The organism is Oceanibacterium hippocampi (assembly GCF_900172325.1).
Classification (GTDB): domain Bacteria; phylum Pseudomonadota; class Alphaproteobacteria; order Sneathiellales; family Sneathiellaceae; genus Oceanibacterium; species Oceanibacterium hippocampi.
The window spans coordinates 361,611-387,964 of sequence record NZ_FWFR01000003.1; the positions used below are offsets into that span (position 1 = coordinate 361,611).

Here is a 26,354-nt window from a genome sequence, read left to right on the forward strand (position 1 = left end):
GAGCCTTCAACGCCCATCCCGGCACACCACGACCGTGGCTGGCGCGCAGAATAATCACACCACGAGAAAGCCATTAATTTCATCGGGGGATGGCCTCATAACCAGCTGGGACATGCCACGCGCCTCTGTTGAGGCTCTCGGTGAACCAGTCCATCGTTGCCATACTGCGAATAAGGTCCGAACGCATGGTCTGGAAGCGGAGCGGCCACTTGGCGACGACGTAACCGTAGATGTACGAGAACCACTGAACATGGTCGGTCATCGGCCGCTGTCGCTGCTCCCAGCGAACAAGCGCCTGCGGAATGTCGGATGCCTCATCAACGGCTGCGGCAAGTGCCAGCACATTAGCAAATGCGGTATTTGCCGCTTGGCCGAGATTTGGCGGCATAGCATGGGCAGCGTCGCCAACAATCGCCACCCTGCCTTCCGACCATGTCCGGCACTTGATGTTAATGATCCGGTCCCAGCGGCCATCCTCCTGCAGTCTGGGAATAAGCGTCGAAAGCTGCGGAAACGTGTCCTTCCAGATCTCCCGGTCAACCGGCATCTGGGTGCGAGGATCGCCGATCGGCGCCCCCAGAAAAATGTAGTCCTGCCCGCCCGTGCACGGATTGTACATAAGCCGCCAGGGCCCGTTCCAGTACTCGGTAATGGTGTCCTCCGGGTCCCCTTCACGATGCTCGATCAACATACGGATTCCGGATTCGACGCCATAATCGACCCATCGCGAGCCATTGATCGACTCACGAATTCTCGACCCGTTGCCGTCGGCGCCCACCACAAGATCGGCCAGCCGTTCGTCGCCGTTCTCCATCAGCAGGCTGCCCTCCGATCTCGCGCCGACGACTACGGAGGAAGTAAAGATGTTCACCCCCAATTCCTGGACACGATCGATAAGCGCCTGATATAGGTCGGCCCGCGGGGGCACCAACATCTTGTCGTCGGCGGTGAACGACCGGGTCATCAGCGTCTTTCCCCGATGATCGACGATACGCCATTGATTGATCTTCTTCGCATTGGCGACGGCGTCGTCGTAAGCGCCAACCACCTTCAGGGATTTAAGACCGTTCTCCCACAGCCAGATGCCGGCGCCGAACATACGCAGATCCTTGCTGCGCTCGTGGAGGTTGACGGTCCACCCAAGCTGCGCAAGCCGCGCGGCCAACATCAGACCTGATAGTCCCGCACCGGCAATCTCAGCAATACGCTTTGCCATAGTTCTTGTGACTCCTGATGTCTTCGAGGGTCTGTATTCCCAATAATCTATTGCAATCCGCCAATCGGTCCCGAGTGCAGATATCTCTGCGGACTCGGGACCGACCTGGCTCGCTTTTTATTGGGAGGCCGGCACATCCCAGTCAGAGGGCGGCATATCGTACCAGTCGAGATTGTAGGAACTCAGGTTGTCCCGGCTAACAGTCCTCGGCGGAAGATTATAGGACAGGTATGGAAGATCGCCGTCCTGAGCGAGATGGGGAAGATCGTCACCATTCAAGGCGCGAATGGCGTATTGCAGGTTTACCCGACCGATCAGGATGCCCGGCTCTGACACCACCATGTCGATCAGCCCCTTTTCCATCAGCTCGACGGTGTTGTCGGTGAAGCCACCGGTAACCACCTTTGCATGGCTTCCCGCGCGCTCGATTGCACGCGCCGCGCCTGTCCCCAGACTGACCGCGGCCGCATAAATATAGTCGGCATCAGGATAGACAGTAAGCAAATCCGCCGCCTGGGACTGACCGTCCTCAAGCAGGGTACTTGCCTTGAACTCGTTGCCCACGAGCTTCATGTCCGGGCATTTCTCGGCGGCCTGTTTGACGCCGCGCAACCTGTCCGCGGTCCACTCCACGCCCGCCGGGCCGGGAATTGTGATAACGAGAGCGTCGGGATCTTTTTGACAGATGTACTCAGCCATGGCGAAACCAATATCGACTTGGTTCTGCCCGACCCGCAGTACGACATCAGGGCTATTGACCGACAGGTCCATGGCGATGATCTTGACGCCGTTTTCGGCCAGCGTCTTGAGCGGCCGCCGCAGCCCGTCGAAAGTCGCTGCGCCGATGATGAGCGCGTCCAAATCGAGCGCAGCAAGCGCCTCCAGCTGCGCGATCTGTTGCTGGAGATTTCCGTAGCCGCCGGCCGATGTAACCCGCACCACATCCACGCCGGCCTTCTTGGCCTCATCCAGGATGCCGTAGGCAACCCCCTTCCAATAGGCGTCGACGAAATGGACCGCCGCGAACGCAATTCGATACTGCTCCTTCGGTTTTGCCGGGTCGATCAAGCCACGAAGCCGATCAAAATCGTCGGCCGCAGACACCGACGTACTGCCCACGCCCGCCGTGGCGATCAACGCCACGAAAGACGCGGCAATCAGTTTCGAGATTCTCATTCGTGCCTCCTGTTTGATTATTGTTGAGCCAGTCGATTGCGGTAATTGCGAAACACAATCAGTTCGCGGAACGGCGGAGCTGATCGAGAATGACGGCCGCGACGATCACTACGCCGATTGCCAGCGTCTGCATGAAGGACGACACGCCAATCATAGTGAGGGAATTCGACAGCATCCCGAGGATGACGACCCCATAGAAGACATTCAGCATGGAACCTTGGCCGCCAGTGAGAGCGACACCGCCGACCACTACGGCGGCTAGCGCCTGCAGTTCGAGGCCCTGCGCTGCAAGCGGCTGCGCCGCAGCGACATATGAGGTCAAGACGACCGCTGCGACCCCTGCGGTAAGGCCCGACAGCGCATAGACCAGAACTGTGTAGGCCCGAACGTTTACGCCGGAATTGAACGCAGCATCCGTATTCGATCCGATGGCATAGACGTAGCGGCCAAGAATTGTGTAACGCAGGATGACGCTGAACACGATCACCGTCCCAAGTGCGAAGATGACGCCGGCCGGTAAGCCAAACACCGCACCCGATCCGAAGATGTCGATGAAGGCTTCTGGCATTTTGTAGATCGGCAGACCGCCAGCGATCATCAACGCCAGGCCCCGCGCGATCGACAGCGTGCCGAGGGTGGCTATGAACGGCGACACCTTGAAGCGGGCGATGATGGCCCCATTGAATGTTCCGAAGGCAATGCCCGTCAGCAACATCGTAATAATGCCGGCCGTCATGCCGAAATCGTTCATGACAACGACGCCGCAAATGCCGCTGAGGGCGAGGACGGCGGCAACAGACAAGTCGAGGCCACCCGAGATCACGGTAAGGCTCTGGCCTGCCGCGAGGATCAGCAGAGGTGAGATCTGACGCCCAAGATTGACGAGGTTCTGGGCAGTCCAGTAGCGCGGTTCGATCATGCCGCTGACAACGGCGATCAGGACAATGATGCCCGGCAAGACAAGCTTCTGCATATCGAAAGAAGCCAAGCGAATAAGAGTTCCACCGGATTTTGCGCCTTGAAACATAATCAGTTCCTAATGAATGGCGGCACGATGCAATTCCTGCCCGAGAATGTCGGACAGGATCTGCGCCTCGTCGTTCATCGTTGGATCCGCGTACTCTCTGACGATCCTGCCGGCGTACATCGAGTAGATACGGTCGCAGATCTTCAACGTCTCGAGCAGGTCGCTGGAGAAAATCAGGAAGCTGATCCCACGATTTCGAAGTTCGTGCATCAATCGGTAAAGATCGGCCTTGGCGCCGATGTCGATGCCAACCGTAGGATCCTCCATCACGATCACCTTCGGCGCACCGGCTATGGCGCGCCCAAATAATACCTTCTGCTGATTGCCCCCGCTTAGGGTCGTGATTGGCTTCTCCTGGGAGTCGAAGCGAACGAGAAGCTCATCGAGGACTCGCGTGGAACGTTCCCGTTCCCGGCTCCTGGAGAGCATTCCGCCAATCGTGCTAAAGTCCCTCAAATTCATGAGGTTGAGGTTTTCCCGAATCGAGCGGTTCGGAAGAATGCCCTTCTGCTTCCGGTCCATCGGCAGGTAGCTCATGCCGAGCCCGCGTGCATGGGCCGGGTGACGTGGTCGATAGGGCCTACCATCCATGTGTATTTCGCCGGACGAGTGGGCCTCCAAACCGACGAGCACACGGCCTAAGCTCTCCCGTCCGCAGCCTACGACACCGTAGACGCCGACGATCTCGCCGCGGCCCACGGTTAGGGCCACATCCTTGCAGCCCGATTTCGACTTCAACGCAGCAATGGTCAGTAGCGGTGAACTGGGAGTGCGCGGCTTGGCACGCGTGAACTCCCGAACTTCGCGCCCGGTCAGCATGGAAACCAGCTTGAGTTCCGTCAGCGCCGGGGTAACCGGGCAGGACTGCGTGACCCGACCATTCACCATGGCGCTGACGAAGTCGCCGATCAACTCAACTTCTTGCAGGTGATGGGTTACGTAGAGGATCGCGACGCCACGCTGTTTCAGGACCCCAATGACCCGGAACAGCGCCTGCTTCTCACGGTCGGTCAGGGTGGACGTCGGCTCGTCCATGATGATGATCTTGGCATCGCGCGCCAAAACCTTGGCGATCTCGACGAGCTGCTTCTGCGCGATCGGTAGGCTCGAAACGGGCGCTTGCAGAGGGACATCCAGGTCGAGCATTTCCAGCACATTGCGGCATCGCCGGGCCTCTTCGCCGCGAGACAAGAAGGAAAAAGGCCGCCGCTTCGCCTCCGCGCCGAGAAATATATTGTCAAGCACTGAAAGATGCGGCGCCAGCGACAACTCCTGGAACACGATGCCGATTCCGAGTTCTCGCGCTGTCCGGGCGTCACCGATCTCCACCGCTTGTCCGCGGACTTCGATCTGCCCCGCATCGGGACGGTGGACGCCGGCAAATATTTTGGCGAGCGTCGACTTTCCGGCCCCGTTCTCGCCAAGCAGGATGTGGACGCCGCCACTACAGATCTGGATCGACGCCTCGTCCAGTGCCTGCGTGGCACCGAACTTCTTGCTCACGTTTGACGCACAGAGGACGACCTCAGGCTGAGGCCGAGGCGCCGCCGAATGATCAGCCGCTAGCGGGTTCATCGCGTACGCTCCAGCCATGCGACGCATACGAGTTCTGTCATTGAACGCACGGCATTGCTCCGCTTCGCTTGTAGCGGGCCCCATGACGTCCGCAATTTCTGCAAGAAGTCCTTGGGGGTCGAGCGCGATCGGGGCCGGAATGGCTTACGCGATGCCAACGACCGCTTCCACTTCGACCTTCATGCCGGGGATCGCCAACTCCTTCACGCCGATCAACGTGCTTGCCGGTAGGGTCTTCCCGAAAAACTCTTTTCTGATCGGGTTGATCTTCGTCCGATCGTCAACATCGGTCAGGTATACGGTGACTTTCAGAACGTTCTCGTAGCTCGCCCCTGCCCGCTCGAGAATCTTTCCAATCACCTCGAACACGTGGCGCGCTTGCGCGACCACATCGTCCTCGCCAACCACGTTGAGATCGGCGTCGAGAGGCGCGATGCCAGAGATGAACAGCAAATTCCCAAACCGCACCGCGTCGGTGTAATGGCTGATGGGCGGATTAAGGTCATCAAGTCGGATTTCCTGGCGGGCACCGGCAATCGGCATCTGTTTTCATCCTCACATCTACGTGGCGCAACTGCGGCCAACGGGTTTAACTGGATACACATATCCTCATTTTCGACTCATGAGCTGTCAAGAAATTTTGCGATCAACTCAACCAAGACTGATCGCGGATCCATGGTACCTTGTTGTTTTTTCGTTATTTTTTTATTTTCTATGCCCATCTCTAGCGAACGTCCCGCCAGAGACGCTTGACACACCTCGACTGCGTGTTGGATGTTTGTATCCAATTTTCCAACATGGGGAGAATGCTGTGAACGGTATGGTCCATCTGATTAAGGGACGCGTCTTCGACGGCACCGGAAGCGCCCCCTTGGAACACGGCGTGGTCGCCGTTGATAAGGACACGATCGCCTGGATCGGACCTGAGGCACAGCTCCCCGAGCGCTATCGAGATCCCGATGCACGGGTTCTCGGCGGTGACGGTCGCACCGTCATGCCGGGCATGATCGATGGCCACATCCATGTTTCCTTCGGAGAGGCAAGATCGGAGGAAGAGCTCGCGCTCTATACGCCGGTCGAGTACCGTTCAATCAAGGCCATCTGGAACGCCCGCAAAGTCCTGCGTGCCGGCGTGACCAGCGCCTTCGATGCCGCGACGACGTACAATATCGCCGCTTCGGTTCGCGATGCGATCGAAGCCGGCATGTACGAAGGACCTCGTCTCGCCGTCTGCGGACCGCAGATCACCTCACATCAAGGCCTCGAGGATTCTTTCCCGAGTTCGATGCAGTTCCCGCCTGGTCAGGCCGGCGTATTGGCGAAGGGGCGCGACGAGATCATCGAACTGATCCGCCTTCAAGTGAAGAACGGGGTCGATTGCATAAAGGTGTCAGGGTCATCGGATCTCGCGATCGCCAATGCACCAGTCGGGGGGGCCGCCTTCACTGCCGACGAATTCAATCTGATTGCGGCCGAGGCTCATCGTCTGGAGCGTACATGCACCGTTCACGCGCGATCAGGGGAAGCCACGCGTCTTGCCGCCGCGGCAGGGTTCGACTGGATCATGCATGCCTCGTTCATCGACGAGGAAGGCATCGAGCTATGTCTGAAAAACAACATAGCGATCGTTCCGACATTGACCTTGCTGGCCAACATTCTGGAATCCGCACAAGGTGAAGCCGGAGCCTCGATCATCGACGAGTTCCGGCACGAATACGAATCGGCCTGCATCAATCTCCGCAAGGCGTACGATGCCGGTGTCCCCCTGATCTGTGGATCCGAGTCCGGTTGGTCTCTTGTGCCTTATGGCGACTGGCACGCGCGAGAACTCGAAATCTTCGTCAATGACATCGGCCTGACCCCACTCCAGGCGCTCCACGCCGCGACCGGTGCTGCCGCCAGACTACTGCCGCAATGGCGGGACCGGATCGGAACGCTCGCCGAAGGGAAGCTCGCCGACATTCTTGTCGTCGACGGCGACCCGACGGCGGATGTCACCTTGCTTCAACGTCCGCAGAACATCGTATCCGTAATGAAGGGCGGCTCGCTTGTCGATATCGAGACGCCGATCCCCGATCGCCGCGTCTGGTCGTTCGAGAAGCACCGCACTTTTCTACCCGGCTGGTTCAAGTACGACTCCCGGGCGGGACGGGGCTATTTGAAGACCCACTGAGGACCGGCACGGACACCGCGACATCAAGACACCGGCCGCGCCAAACTTCGGCGTCTCATGCCGCATACGACCGGAGGGTTGCATGATTGGAGACCCAAAGAAGATCGCTGTCGTGACCGGCGGCAGCGCCGGCCTCGGCGAAGCGATGGTAAAGGCCCTACGACGGGATGGATTCATGGTTGTGGCAGTCGCCCGTCGCCCGGAAAGGCTCCGGAGGATCCAGGATGACGGCATCGAGACCATGGTCTGTGACGTCTCCCGGCAGGCCGAGGTGCGTGCAACTGCGAGCAATATTCTCGAGCGTTTTGGCCGGGTCGATGTGCTCGTAAACAATGCTGGCGTGATTCGAAGCGGCTATCTCGCCGAGATGACGGAAGAGGCGATCCGTTATCAGTTCGACGTAAACGTCATTGGAACGATCAACTGTACCCAAGCGTTCGCCGACGCACTCTCGAAATCGCGCGGCTCTATCATCAATCTGAGTTCGGCGCTGGCGAAGCGCCCACTTCTCGCCAGCTCGGTTTACTCGGCGACGAAAGGTGCCATCGAGAGTTTCACGAGGGCAATGGCTATCGAGCTCGGGACCAAGGGCATTCGGGTAAATGCAGTCGCTCCCGGCCTGGTCCGAAGCGAAATCTACTTCGCAGACGGTATGACAAGGGAGCAATACGAAGTCGCACTGGGTGAGTTTGCATCGAAATACGTCCTTGGCCGCACTGGCGAGCCACAGGATGTCGTCGAACTCGTGGCGTTCCTCGCCTCCGACAAAGCCGGGTGGATCACCGGTACCGTCATTCCCGTCGACAGCGGATATAGCAATATTGGCTTTCGCCAAGATTGAAAGCTAGGTCAATAGAGAGACCTTACCCGTGTTTCGGCATGCGATTTCAATTCGTATGCCGAAACACATCAAAGGGTGCTCGAGAGTACTCGAAGACCGGTCCGATTCACCGGCGGTGAAGAGCCGCTGACCTGCTCCCCTGACGATAAGCACGCGAGCGAAGGGATCATCCAGCCAAGGTGCGCGGGCAATGTCAGCCCTTAAGCGTCCGAATCCCCGCGACCCAAAAGCTCCTGAGGATCGTATCGACAGTCGCCTTGGCCTGATCGTCGGACAGATAGTTGGCGCTCCGGCGAATTGCATCGGCGATCAGGGCCCGAAGGCCCCTAATGCACGGAGCAGCCTAGACACAGACCATCAGGTCTGCCCCAGCCATTCATTGTTCAATTCTCTGAATCATTGGAAAGAAAGTTCTTCTCGCACTGATATCAACATGAGCTGGCATGGTGGCGGCCTGAATAGCGTCACCTGGTGCCGAAAGACGCCGGAAGACCGCACCGCGGGCACTCAGTTTGGTTGTCGTAGAATTGATGCAGTCCGCTGGACAAAGTAATATGCGATCCGCCGCGCTCCCAGGCCGTTACGAGGAGGCAGAGTATCGGCTTGCGTAGTGTCGTCAGGTGCCAATAGACGCCGGTCGACTTCATCGCGGCACCCTCGCTCCCACACCATCATGCGCTGGCATAGTGACGGCCAGCAAAGCGTCTTCTGGTGTCGTAGGACGTCGGTAGGTCGCACCGCGGACCGCTCATTCCTCGGGAATCATTCGTTGAACATTCTCACTCATTCACGAACCGTTATTCTGGGCGCGCTTTTGTGTATCTGGGCAATGCCGGTGCAGGGCCAGCAGGTCATCGAGGGCAGGGCCTCGGTCATCGACGGTGACACGATCGACATCCACGGCCAGCGAATTCGGATGCACGGGATCGATGCCCCGGAAAGCGGTCAGACCTGCACCCTTGACGACAAGCCTTACCGTTGCGGCCAGCAGGCAGCCCTGGCGCTCTCCGACTTTCTTGGCCAGTCCGTAGTCAACTGCATGGCCCGCGACATTGACCGCTACGGCAGGATTGTCGCGTCATGCTCATCCGGAGGAACCGATCTCGGAAGCTGGATGGTTTTGCAAGGGTGGGCGCTCGCCTATCGCCGCTACTCGACGGACTATATCGATGAAGAGGCCCAGGCAGCGAGCAAGGGTGTCGGTATCTGGCGCGGCCGGTTCGACAAGCCTTGGGAGTGGCGCCGGGGCGTGAGATCAACCGAACCGACCGTTGACCGGGAATGCACTATCAAGGGAAACGTAAGCTCCAAGGGCGAGCGGATCTACCACGTTCCCGGCGGTAAAGATTACGCCCGGACCAGAATCAGCCCTTCGAAGGGCGAGCGGTGGTTCTGTACCGAGGACGAAGCAAAGGCCGGAGGTTGGCGGAGGTCGCGGAGGTAACAAAGCCCCGCCAACGAGACCCGAAAAACGCGTACTACAATGAATCTTTGCGATAATGGGGCGATCTGCAACGGCGTGCTCGGCGTAGTGGAGATACTATCTCCCAGATCACGCGACACTGTGTGTCTGACCCCGCTCCCTGATCCGGGCCAATGGTTAGTAGAGGCTGTTCGCCTTTCTTTCCGGTTGGGCATAGGGGCTGATAGTCCGATATGCGGAGCCCTCACGCAGCTAAGGCCAGCCGGGCCGCTGGTTGCCGACCTGCTCGGCATGGGGCACTAGAGTCAGGCCGCCGAGGCGCCGAATGGGGATGCTCGACATTGTAATCGATACGCCACACTTCGACGAGGCACCGGGTCTCGTCGAGAAGGGGGAAAAGGTGCTCGTTGTTGCGCTCGTCTTAGAACCGTCCATTGAAAGAACCCTCAAAGGCGTTCTGGGAGAGCTTTGCAGGAGCTCCGTAAGCGGCGCGTTGTCCAGCAGGCTCTCTGCCATGCGGCGCTTCAGCTTGGCGTTTTCCCCTCCAGCGTGAGCAGGCGCTGCGCGTCCCACACCGTCATGCCGCCGAACTGTGCCTTGTGCTTGTAAAAGTTCGCATTCGAGATGCCGTACTTCTCCCGTCTGAATAGGCACGCATACACCGAATTATTCCGTCAAGACTCTTGCATGTCTGCAACCTCTGCGTTATGAATAGATTCTACATGATACCATGACGTGATAGACAGAACATTGCGGCTTCTGGCCCATCGAGATTTCTCTCGCGATCGAAGAGTGGTTGTATTCTTCAAAATAGAATCTTCACTATGCAAGAAGATCTCGCCATAGACGTCACAAGTTGTTGACACAATAGTGGAAAGTATATGACTTTATTTTTCCCTATTTTGGCAGTTAATTCATCTATTTTTTTCGGAAATTCGATGATTTACCAACATAAAGATGAAACGAAATGCCAGAAATCGTTGAGGAAGGCGCAGCGAAGCGCACTTTTAGTTTCTTTCGTGGCGCCGAGATAGGCGTAGAAAATTACAAATGGCCGGACGGCGCCGACAAGGCGAGACAAGCGATTGGCGAATCGCTGAATGCGCGGAATGTAGCCTTCCTCTTAGGCGCTGGCTGTTCTTCATCATGGCAAAACGGCCAGGAAGTCGGCGTCCCGACCATGGCACCACTTGCAGAGGAATTCACGAGGAAGCGGAAGGACGAAGATCAGTCCTTTCCAACAGCGATAGAGCGCAGCTTGCTCTTGCAGAAATTTGGGATCGACATCAGCGCCAAGGACTATTCGCGCAATCTCGAACGGCTTATGGAACTCCTGTTCAGTTTTCGCTTCAGCCTTGCTCGAAGTTCCTTAAAGGAGGCCAAAGCCGAACTCTCGACCATCAACTCGGTGATCAACAAGGTCAAACACTTCCTATGGAACAAGTGTACAGGCGGTGCATTCGCCAAAGGCGACAACACCGTTATGGCACTTTACGAGTCATTTTACCGCAAGCTGGTGCTCCGCGATCGGTCATTGCCGAGGCCCTGGGTCTTCACGACGAATTACGACCTGTTCAACGAGACGGCCATGGACCGGCTCGGCCTGCCGTATGCGAACGGTTTTTCCGGCGTCGTTGAGCGCCGTTTCAATCCGGCAACGTTCCGGTACGCACTGGCCGAGCAGCTCGACGTGGCGAGCCGCAAATGGTCCGCGGTCGATGGGTTCGTATATCTCGGCAAGCTTCACGGATCGATCAGTTGGACTGAAGACGATCACGGGCTGTTTCCGATCCGGGAGATAGCGATTTCTCAGCCCCCCGGTAAGGTGATGATCTTTCCGACGCCCGCGAAGCAGAACTCCGCTCTGGGATCGCCTTATGCTGATCTATTCCGCGAGTTTCAGTCGCGCGTCGTGCGCGAGCAGAGCGTGCTATTTACGATAGGCTACGCCTTCGGCGACGAGCATATCAACAACATCATCTATCAGGCACTGACTATCCCGACGTTCAGGCTCGTCATCTTCGCCGACCCGACGTTGCCGGGTGAAATCGCAAAACTTCGCGAGCTCAACGATCCACGGATATGGATTATTGGAGGGGACGGTCCGGATGTGGGCCGCAAAGCACATTATTTCGATACGGTCATCGAAGAGTTCATGCCGCAGCGCCCAAGCGAGCGAATCGACGACGCAGTGAAGAAGGTGCTGGATGCGATATCTTCAAAGAAGGCGGGAGAAGAATGAGCCGTGATGATCGAATGCGCGCTATCGGCAAGGTCGTATCTGTTGCGGCCGACAGGTTCGTCGTGGAAATGCACGCAGGCACCGACAACTTCACGGTCGTCGGGTTCGACGATGTGCATTATGTGGCCCGGCTCGGATCCTTTCTCATGGTACCCATCCAAGCCGAGTATGTCGTGGTGGAAGTCGTCGGCTTGCACGAACGCGACATCGCCGGCCCTAGTCACGGTGATGGCGCGCTAGACAAGGCAGCGTCTGCGAAATATCTCGACGTCGTGCCTATCGGGATGCTGCCGCAGGATCGGAGCGAGAAGTTTCGATTCGGCGTCTCCGTCTTCCCGTCACTCTACGCGGATGCCCTCTTCGCGCTTGATGCCGAACTCGATCGGGTATTCGAGACGGATGTTCCCGTCGAACCGGCGCCTGCGATGAACGATGTACTGCCGATACCGGCGGACGCGACGCGCTTCCGTGCCTTGACAATCGGCAAATCGGTTGTTTTCGAAGGCTATGACGTCAAGGTCCGGATAGATGATTTCTTCGGTGGCCACACGGCGGTCCTGGGCAACACCGGTAGCGGGAAGTCCTGCACCGTCGCCTCCGTGCTTCAGTCGTTGTTCGAGAAGGCGGATGAACACCATGCGCGCGGCGCTACGTTCGTCGTGTTCGACGTCAACGGCGAGTATGAGCAGGCCCTTTCGCGCCTGGCTAATGGCAACGGGATCGGGGTGGACCGCGTCGTGCTCGACGGGACGACCGCTGAAGGACGGTTCCGGCTGCCTCATTGGTTTCTGGAGCAATCCGAATGGGAGCTGCTGCTTCAGGCGAGCGAGCGAACACAGATCCCGGTGCTGCGAACGGCATTGGGACTCACAGATCTGTTTCGTCGGAATTCACCCGAAGCACTGGAGATCAAGGAGCACTTCATCGCGACATGCATCATCGAGTGCTTTCGCGGCGCTGACGGGGATTCTCCTGTCGCCAAGTTCCAACGCGTCGTGTCGCTGTTGCAGAAATACCCGACGGACGACCTGAACATGGGGCTGCTCCAGAAGTATGGCGCCAACTACCAGTACGGCAATTTCGATGGCGATAACCTTCGCCCGTTTCTGGATGAGGTTCGTGGTAAGCTTTGCGAGGATGTCGAGCTTCCTTCGTATAATCGCACGCCGTTCACATTCGACGATCTTGATGAATGTCTCGATTTCGCGATCCTCTATGAGGAGGCACACGGTAATCGGCAGATTCGCGACTACAGTTCGCAGATGATGACGCGATTCAAGTCGCTGAAGGAACGGGCGGAATACGCGTTCCTGCGGTATGATCTGCAGCCAGGCGATGAAGGGCCATCATTGAAAGACTTTCTGGAAGGACTTCTTGGCCTGACATCAGGCGACGGCCATCCGATCAAACGCCACCAAATCATTATCGTCGACATGAACGCTGTCGAAGACGAAGTGGTCGAGTTGGTAGCCTCTGTGCTCGCGCGGATGACATTCCGGCTGCTTCGACAGGCCGAACCGAGAAACCGCTTTCCTGTACACCTGCTCCTGGAGGAAGCGCACCGGTATATTGCCGCGACTCCGTCTCGCCATGCCATCGACGCCAGTCGCATCTACGAACGAATTGCGAAGGAGGGCCGCAAGTATGGGCTCTTCTTGCTCGTCGCGTCCCAACGACCGAGCGAGCTTTCGAAAACGGTGCTGTCGCAGTGTTCAAACTTTGTCATTCATCGGATCCAGAATCCGGACGATCTTTCGCAGATCCGCCAGATGACGCCTTTCATTTCTGAGGCGGTGTTGAAGCGGTTGCCGTCTCTGCCGAAGCAGCATGCGCTCGTGTTCGGAACTTCGGTTAACTTACCCACAACGTTCTGTGTGCGCGAGGCACGCCCTCTACCGAAGAGCGATGACGCAAAGATCCGCGATCTCTGGTTTCACGAGGAGGGACGGGTCGCGCAGGTGAAAATTGGGGCGGGTGTCGGTGACGACGGGGGCGGCAATGGCCAGCGGCAATGACCGACCAAGTTGAGCTCGAGAAGCTGGCGGCGATCCTCGAAGACAGCGGGGATTACAGAATTCTCCGCCGGCTCAAGCCGCGGACCGCGGCTGGTGCTCTGGCTGACGGCGAGAGTCGGATCGGGCTTTTCGTGGATGTCGAAACGACGGGTCTCGATCCGGAAAGGGACGAAATCATCGAAATTGCAATGCTTCCCTTCCGCTACTCGCTCGACGGAGTAGTGATCGAGATCTTGGAGCCGTTCGATCGCCTGAGGGAGCCCTCGACGCCAATTCCGCAGGCTGTGACGGCACTAACTGGGATCACGGATGACATGGTGGCCGGCCAAAAGATCGAACTCAGCGAGATATCGGAGTTCGCGGGGCCAGCGGACTTGGTGGTCGCGCACAACGCGGCGTTCGATCGTCGCTTTCTGGAGCGGTTTTCCCAAACCTTCAGTACGAAGCCATGGGCCTGTTCCATGGCGGAGATCGATTGGGCCGCCGAAGGCTTCGAGGGCACGAAGCTCGCGTACCTGGCGGCAGATCATGGGTTCTTCTATGAGCGTCACCGTGCGGCAAATGACTGTCTGGCGGCTGTTGAACTCTTGTCACGGACAATGCCGCGATCCGGCGTTAGCGGACTTGCCCGCTTGCTGGCGCAGGCACGACAAACAACCTGGCGCATTTGGGCGGAAAACTCTCCGTTTGAGCTCAAGGATACATTGAAGGCTCGTGGATATCGTTGGAGCGGCGGCGACGCGAGACACCCCAAGGCTTGGCACATCGACGTCTTGGACGCACAGAAGGAAGCGGAGATCGAATACCTTTGTCGCGAAATATATAAGAGACCGACCAAATTCCGCGCCACCAAAATCACCGCATATGATCGCTACTCCTCACGAATTTAGGCGCCCTAGTAATATTATTTTTTCCGATACACCGTAGGGTCTTCTTGCGATATTTTTGGCGTTCAGAGGTGGACCCGGTTTCTGAGGCGGGGGCATAAGGTGGATCGCCCGATGGAAAGGACGATCCTCAATGAAGACACGCAGACGGTTCACGGCCGAGTTCAAGGCCAAGGTTGCGCTTGAAGGGATCCGTGGCGAGCGGACGATTTCGGAACTGGCGACGAAGCACCAGCTTCACCCGAACCAGATCACGCAATGGAAGCGGCAGGCCATTGAGAACCTGGCCAAGGCATTCGACGACAAAGCCGCGGCTGCGCAGGTTGGCCGGGAAGCCGAGGTGACGAAGCTGCACGCCAAGATCGGCCAGCTCGTCGTCGAGCGGGATTTTTTGGCCAAAGCCTTCGATCGCTGAGCCTGGACCGGAGGAGAATGATGATCGACCCCGATCACAAGTGGCACTCGATCCACCGCCAATGCGAACTGGTCTGGATCTCGCGGACCTCGTTCTACCGACAGCCCGCCGGCGAGAGCCCTGAGAACCTCGAACTGATGCGCCTCATCGACGAGGCGTTCATGGAGACGCCCTGGTATGGCTCGCGGCAGATGGCGCGGCCCCTGCGCCGCCAGGGCTGGTGCGTCGGCCGCAAGCGGGTCCGACGGCTTATGCGCAAGATCGGGCTGTCGCCGATCTATCAGGCTCCGAAGACCAGCGAGCCGCATCCCCAGCACCGCATCTATCCCCACCTGCTGCAACATCTGGCTATCGAGCGGCCCGATCAGGTCTGGTGTGCGGACGTGACCTACATCCCGATGCGGCGCGGCTTCCTCTATCTTGTCGCGATCATGGACTGGTTCAGCCGCAAGGTGCTGGCCTGGCGGCTGTCGAACACGATGGAAGCCGACTTCTGCGTCGCCGCTCTTGGAGAGGCGATCGCCCGGCACGGCAAGCCCGACATCTTCAATACGGATCAGGGAAGCCAGTTCACCAGCTCCGCCTTCACGGCGACGCTGAAGGACGCCGGCATCCGCATCTCCATGGACGGGCGCGGCCGATGGATCGACAACGTCTTCATCAAGCGGCTGTGGCGCAGCCTCAAATACGAATGCGTCTTCCTCAGCGCTTTCGAGACGGGAAGCGAGGCCCGCAACGGCATCGGTTCCTGGATCGACTATTACAATCGGCGACGGCCACACTCGACCTTCGACGGCAGGACGCCCGACGAGGTCTATGCTACTGGGGAAATGACGGAGCAATTGGCGGCGTAGAAACCAACCCGATCCACCTTAGCCAAGCCGCCAAACGGTCTCACCAGGCGGGTCCACCTCTGGAAGCCCTAGGCCAGCGAGACATAGACGATAGTCGCGCACAACAACTGGTAGGGCCGATCGACCCTAAGTCCGCGCAGCAGATACGGGTAGTGCCGGTACCCCGGGCCGGAACGCTGATCCGCCGCTTGCTGTAGATCGACATCAGGCGCATGAGCCGCATCAGGCGACGCACCCGCTCGACGCTCACCCGCCGACCAGCCGCGCGCAGGCGCCTCGTCATCTGCCGGGCGCCGTAGAAAGGCGCGTCCAGGAACTGCCGGTCGATCTCCGCCATCAGTGCCAGGTTCTCCGGGTTCTCGCCGCTCGCCGCGTTATAGAAGCTCGACCGGCTGATCGGTACAAGGCGGCATTGCCGGACGATCGACATTGAGGGATGGTTGGGCCGGATCATCGCCTTGCGCTCCTGTCGGGGAGCCTACGCAGCCTGTGTTCCAAAAAATCTTATTCCACCGTCAGCTCACCGATCTTCACGTACGATTCCTTGACCTCCGCGGCGTCAACTTCCGCCACGACGCGAACACGCTTGAAACTATCCGAGGCGCCGTCTAGCAGCGCCTTATTCCATTGGTGGATCATTGTCGGATACAAGTCGAACCGGCTCACCAGCTCGGCGACCGTTTTCTGGCTATTCACCGCCTCAAGCGCCACACGTTCCCAGAATTCGGACTTGTACTGCCTGCGCTTCGTCATTGCTGATTTCATTTCTTCGAAAACCAGCAGACACCCATCCCGTACCTTGCGTCACTGCCCGATTGCCGGGGAGCAGCTCAGTCTAGGCCGCCACCATGCGCTAGCACGTTCGATGGCATGCCCCCCCCCGCAACTACGAAGGAGACGAGTAGAACCGGGAGCGGGCGAATAGTCATGGTCACAGTCTAGAACGTCTACAGGTCGTTTTGGCACGACTTGCAGGCCCTCAACTGATAGAATTGTGGGCCGTTTCGGCTGGGGCAGCAACCGGGACCCGAGGTTCAGAGAGGAGGGCTGTATGCCGGAAGACCAAAAACCGAGAAGCGCAGTCCCCGCGCCAAAGGCTCAGGTTCCTACCTCGATACCTTTGAGCCCGAGTACGACGATGGACCTTTCGTGGTTACCGGATGACAAACGAGAGGCGCTGTTGGTCGAGTACACCAAAGGCATGTTGGACATCAGCAAGAAGTCTCAAGAGCTTCACGTTGACGTGGGAACGCTCAAGACCACCCTGGATCAATTGGCCTCGACCACGAAAGAGGTATCGGAAGGCGGAAACTCCGTCACTGTTACGCATACTCAAACAACTTCGATAGGGCGAACCGAAGTCATCATGGGCAACACGTCGGAGGCGCAGGGCGGCAAGCTCACTAGCAGTCAAACGGGCCGCCGCGACATGACGCCGATTTACATTATTTGCGGTATGATTGCCGCGGTAATTATAGCGGCAATCATTTTCAGCAAGTAATGCCGTGTTCCGCACAACCGTACGCGCTGATGAAACCACCAATGTCGAGGCAGTAGTTTCCGATCTCCGTAATCAATGTTCGCGAGCCAGCGTCTCTCCGATAGCGTCCGACCTGATCGTCACACAGGCGCGGAACGTGCTCGTGGAGTTGGTTGAGCACGGGCGCCAGTTGGCCGCCCAAGGTAGCCAATTGGCAGTCACGAGAAAGGTTGAAGCGGATGGCGTAGCCGTGACGCTCGTCTTTCGAGCGAACATCCGTCGTTCCTTCTTTGAGCGGCTAGTCAATGCATTCCGGGGGTGATAGATGGCTCGCTATCGCCGCAAGTCTCGCGGCTCATACCAATCCAATTACGGATATCGCTCTCACGATATCGGATGGGAGCGCGCCCTTCAGCATATTGAGGAGGCGAAAGAGCTTTCTCGCGAGTTGGGCGGAACAGATAAGGATGTAAAGGCGTATTTCTTTTCGATCCCGCTCCATCAGCTAAAAACCATCCTGGACGAATACGAGGCGAAGTACGGCCGCAAGGCACGTGAGTATGCGGAGCGCACCTTGCCGAAGTGGCGTTCCGGGCAAGTGACTATGAGCGGCCAGAATGCGAGCCGTCTTTTCGAGCTAATCCCACCGAGAATGCCGTTGGAAGAAAAATACAAGCTGACAGAGAATCTGTGGCGTCACGTTGGCCCGAATTCGCGAAAGACGCTCCGTATTGGTCTGGACGCTAACATTGAAGATGCAATTGAGGCCGTTCGCGATCACATAGAAAAAGTCGTAATCCACTACAAGATTCCGGCAGACCTAGAACGGCGGTTTAACTGGTTGTCGGCTGGCGACGTAGACGTGAAGCAAGAACTATTGAACCACCTCCGGCAGATGGAAAGAACGTTTGTTGTCGACGGGGCGAAAACTCAGTTGCCGGTGATGTTGGAGCACCTAATTAGCGTTGATGGCCGGAATACCCACAGACTGGCCCAAATTCTCAAGGTCGGCAACCACGAATTGGAAATATTGATAGACAAAAATATCTCTGGTGTGAAGTTGGAGGATCCGTTGGGAGATGCTGGCTCCATAACTGCTTCGTCAAATTTTGGCTATATTTGGCTATTGTGGTTAATCGGGATCGCAATCGTGATTATTCTATTAGCGCAGTAGCAAGCGCACTAACTTAATCAGTGTATGACATCAAATGTCAACTAAACAGGAACGAGGAAAACACATCGACTGGGAAGACTGACACGGTCAAAGGGCACCCCACCATCTGCGCCTGTTCCCCCATTGAGAGTCCCCCCGATCGAAGACGATGGGCGCCCGAAGCAGAGCTTAATTCTTCAATTTCTCGAGAAAGCCCAGCGACAATGTTTCCATCGCTCCCATAAAGTCCTCTGGATTCTGTTCCCGGAGCTTTTCTGCCTGTTCGACGAATTCCGAAAGTAGGCCCTTCATTTCATCGGGAGCCTTTTCCAGTCGTTTAAGCATCTTCAGCGCGTTGTGGGCATAACCGAGAAACTCGGCGTTTCGCTCCGTGATCTCAACCAGCATTTCGTTGGTGATGCGCTCGCTCGGCGCGGCGAATTCGCCGTCGACCCAGTCCACGTAAAGCGCGGCGTTCTTGGCGCGATTCGACGTCTCGTGAAATTCGTCCTGAGTCTGCCTGAACGCCGCCATGGCAGCCTCCCAGTCGCCACGAGCCTTCGCATCGGTTTCGGCTTCAGAACCCTTCAGCATGTATGCATTGGATCTGTTCTTGGCCGCGTGACGCCCGAAGGCGGCGAGCACCTTCTTCTGATCGACTTCGAGCCCAAGAACCAGGCTGACCGCCCAAGCGCCGAAGTTGTTGACCTTCGAGCATTCCTCAAGCGAGATCTGGTGGAGGCAAAGGGCACGCGCCACCGCGCCAGCTTTCGCCAGAAGCTCGGCCTCGAGAAAGAGGCGCTCGGCATTATCAAATGTCTTCTCGGCGCCGCGGACGAGGACGTCCAAAGTCGCCTGGTCGCGCTTTGCGGCCTCCTCTCCTCCGTCTTCTCGCTTAGTATCGTTCATTGTTGTTCCGGCGTGTTGTAAGCAGGAATACATCAGCGACCGCAGACAATCGTCGTCGAAACAGGAATAGCACATGACTGCTACAGATTGGACGCCGGTCTTCGTCCTGCCGAATATTCCACTGGAAGCTGCCATCGGCTGTGAGATCGCAGCGCTCGCGCCCGCGCATGACCCCCGCGTTAGGACCCTCAAGCGGGCGCATCCCTCGTTCAGACGCTTCCTCAGCCGCTTCGCGGATAATTTCGGAGAGAAGTTCGAGCCCTCGGTCTTGCTCCTGAACACGGTCGCGCCGCCGACCTTTTGCGACGTCGCGGCGCTCGCGAGCTTCCGTGATCTCATCGCGCTCTCCGCGATCACCCGTGGCCGGGCGTTGGAACTCCAACATCCGCGCGGGCATCGCGTACTCTTCGGCGAGGCCTTCGCGATTTATCCCTGGATGCTCGACCGGCACTATGAGGATGTGATCGGCAGCACGCCGGCCATCCTCGGCACGCATGAGCTCTCCCGCTTCAAAGGCCAATCGTCACCAGCACTGTTCCGCACGTCGCTCGGCGAGAACGACATTGACCAGCCGCTCCTTGCCTCGCTCATGGCGCGCTGGCGTCGGCGCTACGAAGTGGGTGAGCCCGCCCGGGAGAACGTCGCGCTGATGCGCTCGCTCAACATGGCGTATCACGCCTCGCTTCTGCCGGCCGGGACGGAGACGACCTTCTACGACGTCGGGCGGGTCGTTTCCCTCTGGGTCAGTGCTTTCGAGATTCTCGTACATCCAGGCGGAAACGGCCAGGCCAACCGCGACAAGGTGTTCGAGATGATTGAGCGGACATGCTGGGCAAAGGCGGGGAGCGGCCAGCTCGCGCATGACACGGGCGGCAAAACCAAGGTGAAGCGCACGCTGGCGTCCTGGCTCTACCAGATGCTCTACGAATGCCGGAACGACTTCCTTCACGGCAATCCCGTTGAGCGCGGCAATCTCGTTCTTCCCACGCCGCAGCGGACGATTTTCGAATATGCCGCACCGCTCTACCGCATCGCACTGACTGCGTTTCTTCCACTCACATACAACGTTCCGAGGCCATCGGCCGAAGATGCACGCGCACTCGGTGCCGATATCATTGATCACATGGACTTCATGAGACCACAGAAATCTGCCGAAGCGGCACTGCTGACCGCGACGCGTCCACCCACAGGCCGCGCCGCACGCCGCGCCCGCATCACCCGCCCCGCTCCCTAGCCGTCGGCGCCAGCATCCGGCTCCTCGATCAATTCTTCCGCCAGTTCCGAAAGCCACGGAGAGACATCAACGATCTCCACCGCGCCGGCGTGGACCGCGTAATAGTCCCCGACCGTCCGGAATGCCTCGCCAAAGCGCTCCACGAACATCTTTTGTAGCTTGTCGTTCCGGCTCAGCACGCTCGACAGGGCGCGGCCGCCCCGCAGGAACTTGAACGCATGCTCAGTACCGAGCAGATAGAGATATTTTCGCTTCACCGTCGGATGCTCGGCGAGCAACAGATAATCCTTGAACACCGAATTTTGGCGGATCGATTCCGCGCCGCCCCGCCATCGTATGAATTTGAACTCGGCGACCCGCAAGTTGGTCTCCAGATCAAACTCGCGTCCGGTGTTTCCAGCACCTAGGGAAACATATTCGACCCGCTCATCGGGTTCGAGGATGTGCGGAAGGCAGAGCAAGATGCCGAGCGCATGGATGGTCACATTGATCTGCCCGGCCAGGCGCTTCATTTCGGCGGCCGCGGCCAACGCCTCCCGACCTACGCCAGCGCCCTCGAGAAAGCTTGCGCAATCGTTCGCCGCCACGCCGCGCACCGCCCTCTCGATCCGTGCAAGGGTCTGCGTCAGATCGGGACCTGTGAACTGCACGAGCAAGTCGCGAATATCCACTGGATTCGTCATGCGCCCGCCTGATCAGCGAAACGAAGCCGATCGATCTGATTGTAGTTGATCACCGCGGGGTCGGCGCCGATCACCGGAAAGCGGCTGACCACATAATGCACCACCTCATCCATACCCAGTTCCTGCTTCAGCCAATGTTCGTGATTACGTTCTTTCTTTAGTGCGCGCGCATAGTAGTTCGTCAGGGACCGGTTATATCGAACATACAGCGTGCGATCAGCCTCGATCCTCGAGAGATCGATCCAGTTGTTTTTGCACTGGATGTTGAAGATGACGCCGCTGCGTGTCGCGACGACACGCCGGTCAGGGTATATCGGGACGAGCTCTCGGCTTCCGGGGCGGTCTCCCGTCCGGCCCCCCAATAGACAGCCAGGGTGGCGTGATGCACGTAATGGAAAAACCGGTCAGCAGGCACCGGTGTCGCTTAAATCGCCATCAAGCCTGTCCAACGGATGGGGAGCAGCTCAGGTGCCGATACGATTCCGGAAGGAATTTCACGCTCTTGAGCCCAAGTATCGAAAGGCTACCAAGTCATTGAGTTGGCGGTGTTTTTTGTATGGAAAGGGCAGGATATGAACCTGCGACCTTCTGATTATGTGTGTGGCACGTACAATGCAATTTGGCTACCGGGGCGCTCCTGTACGCTGGCCTCGTTGCCCTAACGCGAATGTTAGGCCTGCAGCAATTCCGCTCCTAGACCAGCGCCGCGGAATTGCACTGGACTTCAGCGGCAGCGTAAGCATGCATGGTGGTTGAGAGCTTCCCAGGCCCGGAGACCAGGAAGCCGCCCCGACCGGCTTGCCGGCGGGGCTCAGGCTGGTGAAAGCGCCGCGATTGCCGGGGCGCCTGAAAAAGGACCTCCAATATGGCCAGGCTCACCGATACCCAACTCGTCATGCTCTCGACCGCCGGCGCAAGGGACGACCGCGCCGTCCATCCGCTGGCTGACACGCTGACTGCCGGCAAGGGCACGCTCGCCCCGGCGCTCCGCGGCCTCCTGAAGCGGGGACTGATCGCGGAGGCGCCGGCTCCGGCCGGGTCGCAGCCCTGGCGTGAGGGCGAGACCGGCGAGCGCCTGACGCTCGTCATCACCGACGCCGGCCTCGACGCGATCGGGCTTGGCGCAGAGGGCGCCGGCGAGACCAGCGTCCCGACGACGACGCCTCAGGCCGGTTCGGCGACAGTTTCGCCAAAGTCGTCCAAGTCGGAATCCGTGCTCAAACTCCTGCGCCGCAAGCGGGGTGCGACGGTCTGCGCGCTGCAGGAGGTAACGGGTTGGCAGCCCCATACGGTCCGCGCCGCCCTCTCCGGCTTCCGCAAGAAGGGTGTCACCATCGAGCGGGAGAAGAACGGCCGGGGCGAGACCGTTTACCGCTCCCGGGGTGCCTGAACGATGGCCTCATTAAGGCCGGCAGCGGTGCCACGGAAAGCCAGTGATCCATGCGCAACGATAGACTCGCCTGTCTCTCGGGCCGACCTCGTCGCTGCGTGGGAGCAGGCCTACGGCACCCCGCCACCGAAGCGGACCAGCGAACGCCTGCTGGCACTCTCGGCAGCGTATCATCGACAGGTCGGGGAAACCGGCGGGCTCAGCCGAAAGACCCGGCGCCAACTGACCGCCTGGGCTGATGGCGCCGACAAGGAGACCGATGCGGGCAAGGCTTCCCGGGACACCGGGGCACGGCCGGGAACGCGCCTGGTCCGTGAATGGCGGGGTGAGAGCCATGTCGTCGATATCCTGGAGAACGGCGTTCTCTACAAGGGCCGGACCTTTCCCTCGCTCTCCGCGGTTGCCCGCGCCATCACCGGCGCCCGCTGGTCGGGTCCACGCTTCTTCGGCCTCTGACCGGCAATGCCGCGCTGCGCGATCTATACCCGCAAATCCTCGGAGGAGGGCCTGGAGCAGGACTTCAACTCGCTCCAGGCCCAGCGCGAGGCCTGCGAGGCCTATGTCAGGAGCCAGCGCCAGGAGGGCTGGCGGCTCGTCAGGACGCGCTTCGATGACGGCGGCTATTCCGGCGGCAGCATCGCGCGTCCGGCGCTCCAGCACCTGCTGGAGGCGGTCTCACGGCGCGAGATCGATATCGTCGTGGTCTACAAGGTCGACCGGCTGACCCGGTCGCTCGCCGACTTCGCCAAGATCGTCGAGCACTTCGATGCCAGCGGCGTGTCCTTCGTCTCTGTCACCCAGCAGTTCAACACCACCACCTCGATGGGGCGACTGACCCTGAACGTCCTGCTCTCCTTCGCCCAGTTCGAGCGCGAGGTCACCGCGGAGCGGATCCGCGACAAGATCGCCGCCTCCAAGCAGAAAGGCATGTGGATGGGCGGGCCAGTCCCGCTCGGCTACGACGTCCGCGATCGCAAGCTCCAGGTGAACGAGGACGAGGCCGGGATCGTCCGCTGTCTCTACGCGCTCTATCTCGAGCTTGGCAGTGTCCGGCTACTCAAGATGGAGGCAGACCGCCGCGGCATCCGGACGAAGCGGCGGACAAGGCGGTCAGGACAGCAGGTCGGGGGTCTCCCCTTCACCCGTGGCGGGCTCTACCAGTTGCTCGCCAACCCGATCCATGCCGGACGGGTCTCCCATCGGGGCAAGACCTACCCGGGCCAGCACCAGGGCATCGTCGACGTGGGTCTCTGGAACGCCGTCCAGGAGCGCCTCAAGGCCAACAGCGCGCCCCGCCATTCCGGCACCAACGTCGCATCCCCTGCCCTGCTCGCCGGGCTCCTCCACGACGAGACCGGCGCGCGGCTCTCGCCAACCCACGCGGTCAGGAACGGGAAGCGCTATCGCTACTATGTTTCCAGGCCGCTCACGGGAGACATGACCAGGAGCGGCAGCGGCTGGCGTGTCCCGGCACCCGGGATCGAGGCCACCATCGTGACCTTGCTCACCGACTTCCTCGGCAACCCTCGTGCACTTTGGGACGCCGTTGGTGCAGCACCGAACCGGGACCATTCGGAATCAGGCGCCGTCGCCGGCTTGATCGCGAAGCTGACCCAGGGCGAATTCGCCGTCCGGCGCACGACGTTCGAGCGCATCGTCCGGCGCATCGACCTGTCCGAGACAGAGATCTCGGTCTCGATCGACCGCGGGCAGCTGGCAGCGTTGATCGGTGCGCCTGGCCCCACCAGCGGCGAGGACGCCAGCTACCGGATGATCCGGCCGATGGAGAAGCGGCGCCGAGGCGTCGAGCGCAAGATCGTCCTGACCGGTCCGACGGCAGGTGCGCATCCCGATCCCGTTCTCTGCCGGACCATCGCCCGCGCCCATCGCTGGATGGCGGAACTCGCGAGCGGAGTCGTTTCGTCGGTCGACGCAATTGCCGAGCGGGAGCAGCAGGACGGGTCCGACGTCAGCCGGCTATTGCCGCTCGCCTTCCTCGCCCCGGACATCGTCGAGGCGATCCTCGACGGGCGCCAGCCGCCGGAGCTCACCGCCCGATCGCTCCGCGCGCTCAAGCCGATACCGGCAGACTGGGCGAAGCAGCGCGACCTGCTGGGCTTCCCGCTCCCCGCCTGAGCATCAACCGACCATCGGGAATTGCCGTTATCGGGGCCACGCGAGGGCCCGCCAGAGACTATTGCCGTTCTTGCCCCGAGACCCAGGGGAAATCACTGTCTCTGTCCCGGCAACGGGAAACTCCGCGCCGAAATCCCGCGGACTTCTGCGGGTTCCCGGCTTGTGGTCAGAGGACTGACACTTCTGGGAAATTAGTGGTGGGTGCACAAGGACTCGAACCTTGGACCCGCTGATTAAGAGTCAGCTGCTCTACCAACTGAGCTATGCACCCACCGGGTCGGCCGGGGTGTCAAACCCCGACGGAGAGCCGGTTTATACCGGCTCATCCGGCGCTTGTCGAGGGCGTTTTCGGGCAAATTTTCACCCCCGCCGACATGCTCGCCGACGTCGCCCCGGCACAGGGGCGTCAGAGATCGTCCTGCGATTTCCGGGGGATCTCCACGTCGCGGTGGATCCACACGCTCATCAGCAGGCCGAAGCCGACCAGCAGGGTCATCATCGAGGTCCCGCCATAAGAAATCAGCGGCAACGGCACGCCGACGACCGGTACCAGCCCCATCACCATGGCCGCGTTGATGAACACGTAGAGAAAGAAGATGCCGGTGATGCCCATGCCGAGGAGCCGCCCGAAGTGATTGCGCGAGCGCAGCGAGATCGCGTAGCCATAGGCGAAGATCAGGAAATAGAGCGCGAAGAGCGCGAGCCCGCCGACCATGCCGAATTCCTCGGCCAGCATCGTGAAGATGAAGTCGGTGTTCATTTCCGGCAGGAAGTTCAGATGACTCTGGGTGCCCTGGATGAAGCCCTTGCCGAAGATCCCGCCGGAACCGAGCGCGATCTTCGATTGCATGATGTGGTAGCCGGCGCCGAGCGGATCGCTTTCCGGATTCAGGAAAGTCAGGATCCGGTCGCGCTGGTAATCGTGCAGGAACTGGTAGCCGATCGGGATCACCGCGGCCGCGAGCCCGCCGGCAATCGCGAACATCCACCAGCGCACCCCGGCAACGAACAGGATGATGACGCCGGAGGCAATCAGCATGAGCGCCGTCCCGAGATCGGGCTGGCGGAGCACGAGGACCGCCGGCGCGAACATCAGCGCCGCCGGCACCGCGAGCCAGCGGATCCGCCCGATATCCTCCATCGACAGGCCGTGGAAGTAGCGCGCGAGCGCCAGCATCAGCGCGATCTTCATGACCTCCGACGGCTGCAGCTGGAAAAGCCCGAGATCGACCCAGCGCCTGGCGCCCATGCCGACCACGCCCATCACCTCGACCGCGATCAGCAGGACGAGCGCGACCGCATAGGCCAGATAGGCGTAGCGCCGCCAGAAGCGGATATCGACCATGGCGATCGCGAAGGTCACGCATAGGCCGATCGCGAAGCGCATCATCTGCCGCGAGGCCCAGGGTTCCAGCGAGCCGCCTGCCGCGGAATAGAGCATCGCGAAGCCGACCGAGGCGGTACAGACCAGCAGCAGCACAAGGCCCCAGTTCAGATCCAACATCTTCTGCGGCAGCGTCGGTGC

Annotated in this window: 23 protein-coding genes, 1 tRNA gene and 1 pseudogene; 13 read left to right on the top strand and 12 right to left on the bottom strand. The window is 59.6% G+C overall.

From position 1 onward, the window contains the following. Positions 1-79 precede the first annotated feature (79 nt). The 5 genes from OCH7691_RS17020 to OCH7691_RS17040 form a co-directional block, all read right to left on the bottom strand. Complete coding sequence (locus OCH7691_RS17020; RefSeq protein ID WP_085884784.1) at positions 80-1,216, bottom strand: FAD-dependent oxidoreductase; 1,137 nt, start codon at positions 1,214-1,216, stop codon at positions 80-82. A gap of 117 nt (positions 1,217-1,333) precedes the next feature. Continuing rightward, positions 1,334-2,392: a substrate-binding domain-containing protein gene (locus OCH7691_RS17025; RefSeq protein WP_085884785.1), complete on the bottom strand. Its 1,059-nt coding sequence runs from the start codon at positions 2,390-2,392 to the stop codon at positions 1,334-1,336. Between the two features lie 58 nt (positions 2,393-2,450). Beyond that, positions 2,451-3,419: an ABC transporter permease gene (locus OCH7691_RS17030; RefSeq protein WP_085884786.1), complete on the bottom strand. Its 969-nt coding sequence runs from the start codon at positions 3,417-3,419 to the stop codon at positions 2,451-2,453. Positions 3,420-3,428: 9 nt separating this feature from the next. After that, the gene (locus OCH7691_RS17035) at positions 3,429-4,922 is read right to left on the bottom strand and encodes a sugar ABC transporter ATP-binding protein (protein WP_176245135.1); all 1,494 of its coding nucleotides are present in this window, start codon (positions 4,920-4,922) and stop codon (positions 3,429-3,431) included. A gap of 216 nt (positions 4,923-5,138) precedes the next feature. Continuing rightward, the gene (locus OCH7691_RS17040) at positions 5,139-5,537 is read right to left on the bottom strand and encodes a RidA family protein (protein WP_085884788.1); all 399 of its coding nucleotides are present in this window, start codon (positions 5,535-5,537) and stop codon (positions 5,139-5,141) included. 277 nt (positions 5,538-5,814) lie between these two features. On the opposite strand from OCH7691_RS17040, the gene OCH7691_RS17045 reads away from it, so the two are divergent. The 3 genes from OCH7691_RS17045 (at position 5,815) to OCH7691_RS17055 (ending at position 9,452) form a co-directional block, all read left to right on the top strand. Further along, positions 5,815-7,167 carry a metal-dependent hydrolase family protein gene (locus OCH7691_RS17045; protein WP_085884789.1) on the top strand — a complete coding sequence of 451 codons (1,353 nt, stop codon included), beginning with the start codon at positions 5,815-5,817 and terminating at the stop codon, positions 7,165-7,167. 82 nt (positions 7,168-7,249) lie between these two features. After that, complete coding sequence (locus tag OCH7691_RS17050) at positions 7,250-8,008, top strand: SDR family NAD(P)-dependent oxidoreductase (RefSeq protein WP_085884790.1); 759 nt, start codon at positions 7,250-7,252, stop codon at positions 8,006-8,008. 769 nt (positions 8,009-8,777) lie between these two features. Beyond that, positions 8,778-9,452: a thermonuclease family protein gene (locus OCH7691_RS17055; RefSeq protein ID WP_217808108.1), complete on the top strand. Its 675-nt coding sequence runs from the start codon at positions 8,778-8,780 to the stop codon at positions 9,450-9,452. Positions 9,453-9,675: 223 nt separating this feature from the next. Here OCH7691_RS17055 and OCH7691_RS23820 read toward each other — a convergent pair. Beyond that, positions 9,676-9,837: pseudogene (locus OCH7691_RS23820) on the bottom strand (integrase core domain-containing protein); the annotation flags it as partial. 561 nt (positions 9,838-10,398) lie between these two features. Between OCH7691_RS23820 and OCH7691_RS17065 the strand changes: the two are divergent. The 4 genes from OCH7691_RS17065 (at position 10,399) to OCH7691_RS17080 (ending at position 15,844) form a co-directional block, all read left to right on the top strand. Then, positions 10,399-11,673, top strand: coding sequence for an SIR2 family protein (locus tag OCH7691_RS17065; RefSeq protein WP_085884793.1), 1,275 nt, complete (start codon positions 10,399-10,401; stop codon positions 11,671-11,673). Then, positions 11,670-13,688, top strand: coding sequence for an ATP-binding protein (locus tag OCH7691_RS17070; protein WP_085884794.1), 2,019 nt, complete (start codon positions 11,670-11,672; stop codon positions 13,686-13,688). The genes OCH7691_RS17065 and OCH7691_RS17070 overlap by 4 nt, the downstream gene beginning before the upstream one ends. Continuing rightward, entirely contained in the window at positions 13,685-14,578 is an 894-nt protein-coding gene (locus OCH7691_RS17075) for a 3'-5' exonuclease (RefSeq protein ID WP_085884795.1), read from the top strand. The genes OCH7691_RS17070 and OCH7691_RS17075 overlap by 4 nt, the downstream gene beginning before the upstream one ends. Before the next feature lie 130 nt (positions 14,579-14,708). Next, positions 14,709-15,844 (top strand): IS3 family transposase gene (locus tag OCH7691_RS17080; RefSeq protein WP_139839760.1). Its coding sequence is split into 2 segments (ribosomal slippage): positions 14,709-14,961 and positions 14,961-15,844, totalling 1,137 coding nucleotides; the frame shifts between segments, so codons are not numbered across the junction. A 40-nt stretch (positions 15,845-15,884) separates the two neighbouring features. Here OCH7691_RS17080 and OCH7691_RS17085 read toward each other — a convergent pair. Together OCH7691_RS17085 and OCH7691_RS17090 are read right to left on the bottom strand one after the other, a co-directional pair. After that, positions 15,885-16,298, bottom strand: coding sequence for an IS3 family transposase (locus OCH7691_RS17085; RefSeq protein WP_085884796.1), 414 nt, complete (start codon positions 16,296-16,298; stop codon positions 15,885-15,887). A 50-nt stretch (positions 16,299-16,348) separates the two neighbouring features. After that, the gene (locus OCH7691_RS17090; RefSeq protein ID WP_085884797.1) at positions 16,349-16,597 is read right to left on the bottom strand and encodes a hypothetical protein; all 249 of its coding nucleotides are present in this window, start codon (positions 16,595-16,597) and stop codon (positions 16,349-16,351) included. Positions 16,598-16,982: 385 nt separating this feature from the next. On the opposite strand from OCH7691_RS17090, the gene OCH7691_RS17095 reads away from it, so the two are divergent. Beyond that, a complete protein-coding gene (locus OCH7691_RS17095) occupies positions 16,983-17,345 on the top strand; it encodes a hypothetical protein (RefSeq protein WP_085884798.1) in 363 nt (120 codons plus the stop codon). A gap of 304 nt (positions 17,346-17,649) precedes the next feature. Continuing rightward, positions 17,650-18,498, top strand: coding sequence for a hypothetical protein (locus OCH7691_RS17100; protein ID WP_085884799.1), 849 nt, complete (start codon positions 17,650-17,652; stop codon positions 18,496-18,498). Between the two features lie 168 nt (positions 18,499-18,666). Here the strand turns inward: OCH7691_RS17100 and OCH7691_RS17105 are convergent, their stop codons facing one another. Then, positions 18,667-19,386, bottom strand: coding sequence for an AbiV family abortive infection protein (locus tag OCH7691_RS17105; protein WP_085884800.1), 720 nt, complete (start codon positions 19,384-19,386; stop codon positions 18,667-18,669). A gap of 73 nt (positions 19,387-19,459) precedes the next feature. Between OCH7691_RS17105 and OCH7691_RS17110 the strand changes: the two genes are divergently transcribed. Further along, positions 19,460-20,620 (top strand): hypothetical protein, encoded by a 1,161-nt coding sequence (locus tag OCH7691_RS17110; RefSeq protein ID WP_085884801.1) that lies wholly within the window; start codon positions 19,460-19,462, stop codon positions 20,618-20,620. Here the strand turns inward: OCH7691_RS17110 and OCH7691_RS17115 are convergent. Beyond that, positions 20,617-21,303, bottom strand: coding sequence for a hypothetical protein (locus OCH7691_RS17115; RefSeq protein WP_085884802.1), 687 nt, complete (start codon positions 21,301-21,303; stop codon positions 20,617-20,619). The genes OCH7691_RS17110 and OCH7691_RS17115 overlap by 4 nt on opposite strands. 865 nt (positions 21,304-22,168) lie before the next feature. On the opposite strand from OCH7691_RS17115, the gene OCH7691_RS17120 reads away from it, so the two are divergent. The 3 genes from OCH7691_RS17120 to OCH7691_RS17130 are packed head-to-tail and all read left to right on the top strand — an operon-like array spanning position 22,169 to position 24,829. After that, positions 22,169-22,693: a DUF3489 domain-containing protein gene (locus OCH7691_RS17120; RefSeq protein ID WP_085884803.1), complete on the top strand. Its 525-nt coding sequence runs from the start codon at positions 22,169-22,171 to the stop codon at positions 22,691-22,693. Positions 22,694-22,696: 3 nt separating this feature from the next. Then, positions 22,697-23,149, top strand: coding sequence for a DUF2924 domain-containing protein (locus OCH7691_RS17125; RefSeq protein WP_085884804.1), 453 nt, complete (start codon positions 22,697-22,699; stop codon positions 23,147-23,149). A 6-nt stretch (positions 23,150-23,155) separates the two neighbouring features. Continuing rightward, positions 23,156-24,829, top strand: a complete 1,674-nt coding sequence (locus tag OCH7691_RS17130; RefSeq protein ID WP_085884805.1) for a recombinase family protein — start codon at positions 23,156-23,158, stop codon at positions 24,827-24,829. A 195-nt stretch (positions 24,830-25,024) separates the two neighbouring features. On the opposite strand, the gene OCH7691_RS17135 is transcribed toward OCH7691_RS17130, so the two are convergent. Next, positions 25,025-25,100, bottom strand: a tRNA-Lys gene (locus OCH7691_RS17135). 135 nt (positions 25,101-25,235) lie between these two features. Further along, on the bottom strand, positions 25,236-26,333 hold the full coding sequence (rodA, locus tag OCH7691_RS17140; RefSeq protein ID WP_085884806.1) for a rod shape-determining protein RodA: 1,098 nt from the start codon (positions 26,331-26,333) through the stop codon (positions 25,236-25,238). Positions 26,334-26,354: the final 21 nt, after the last annotated feature.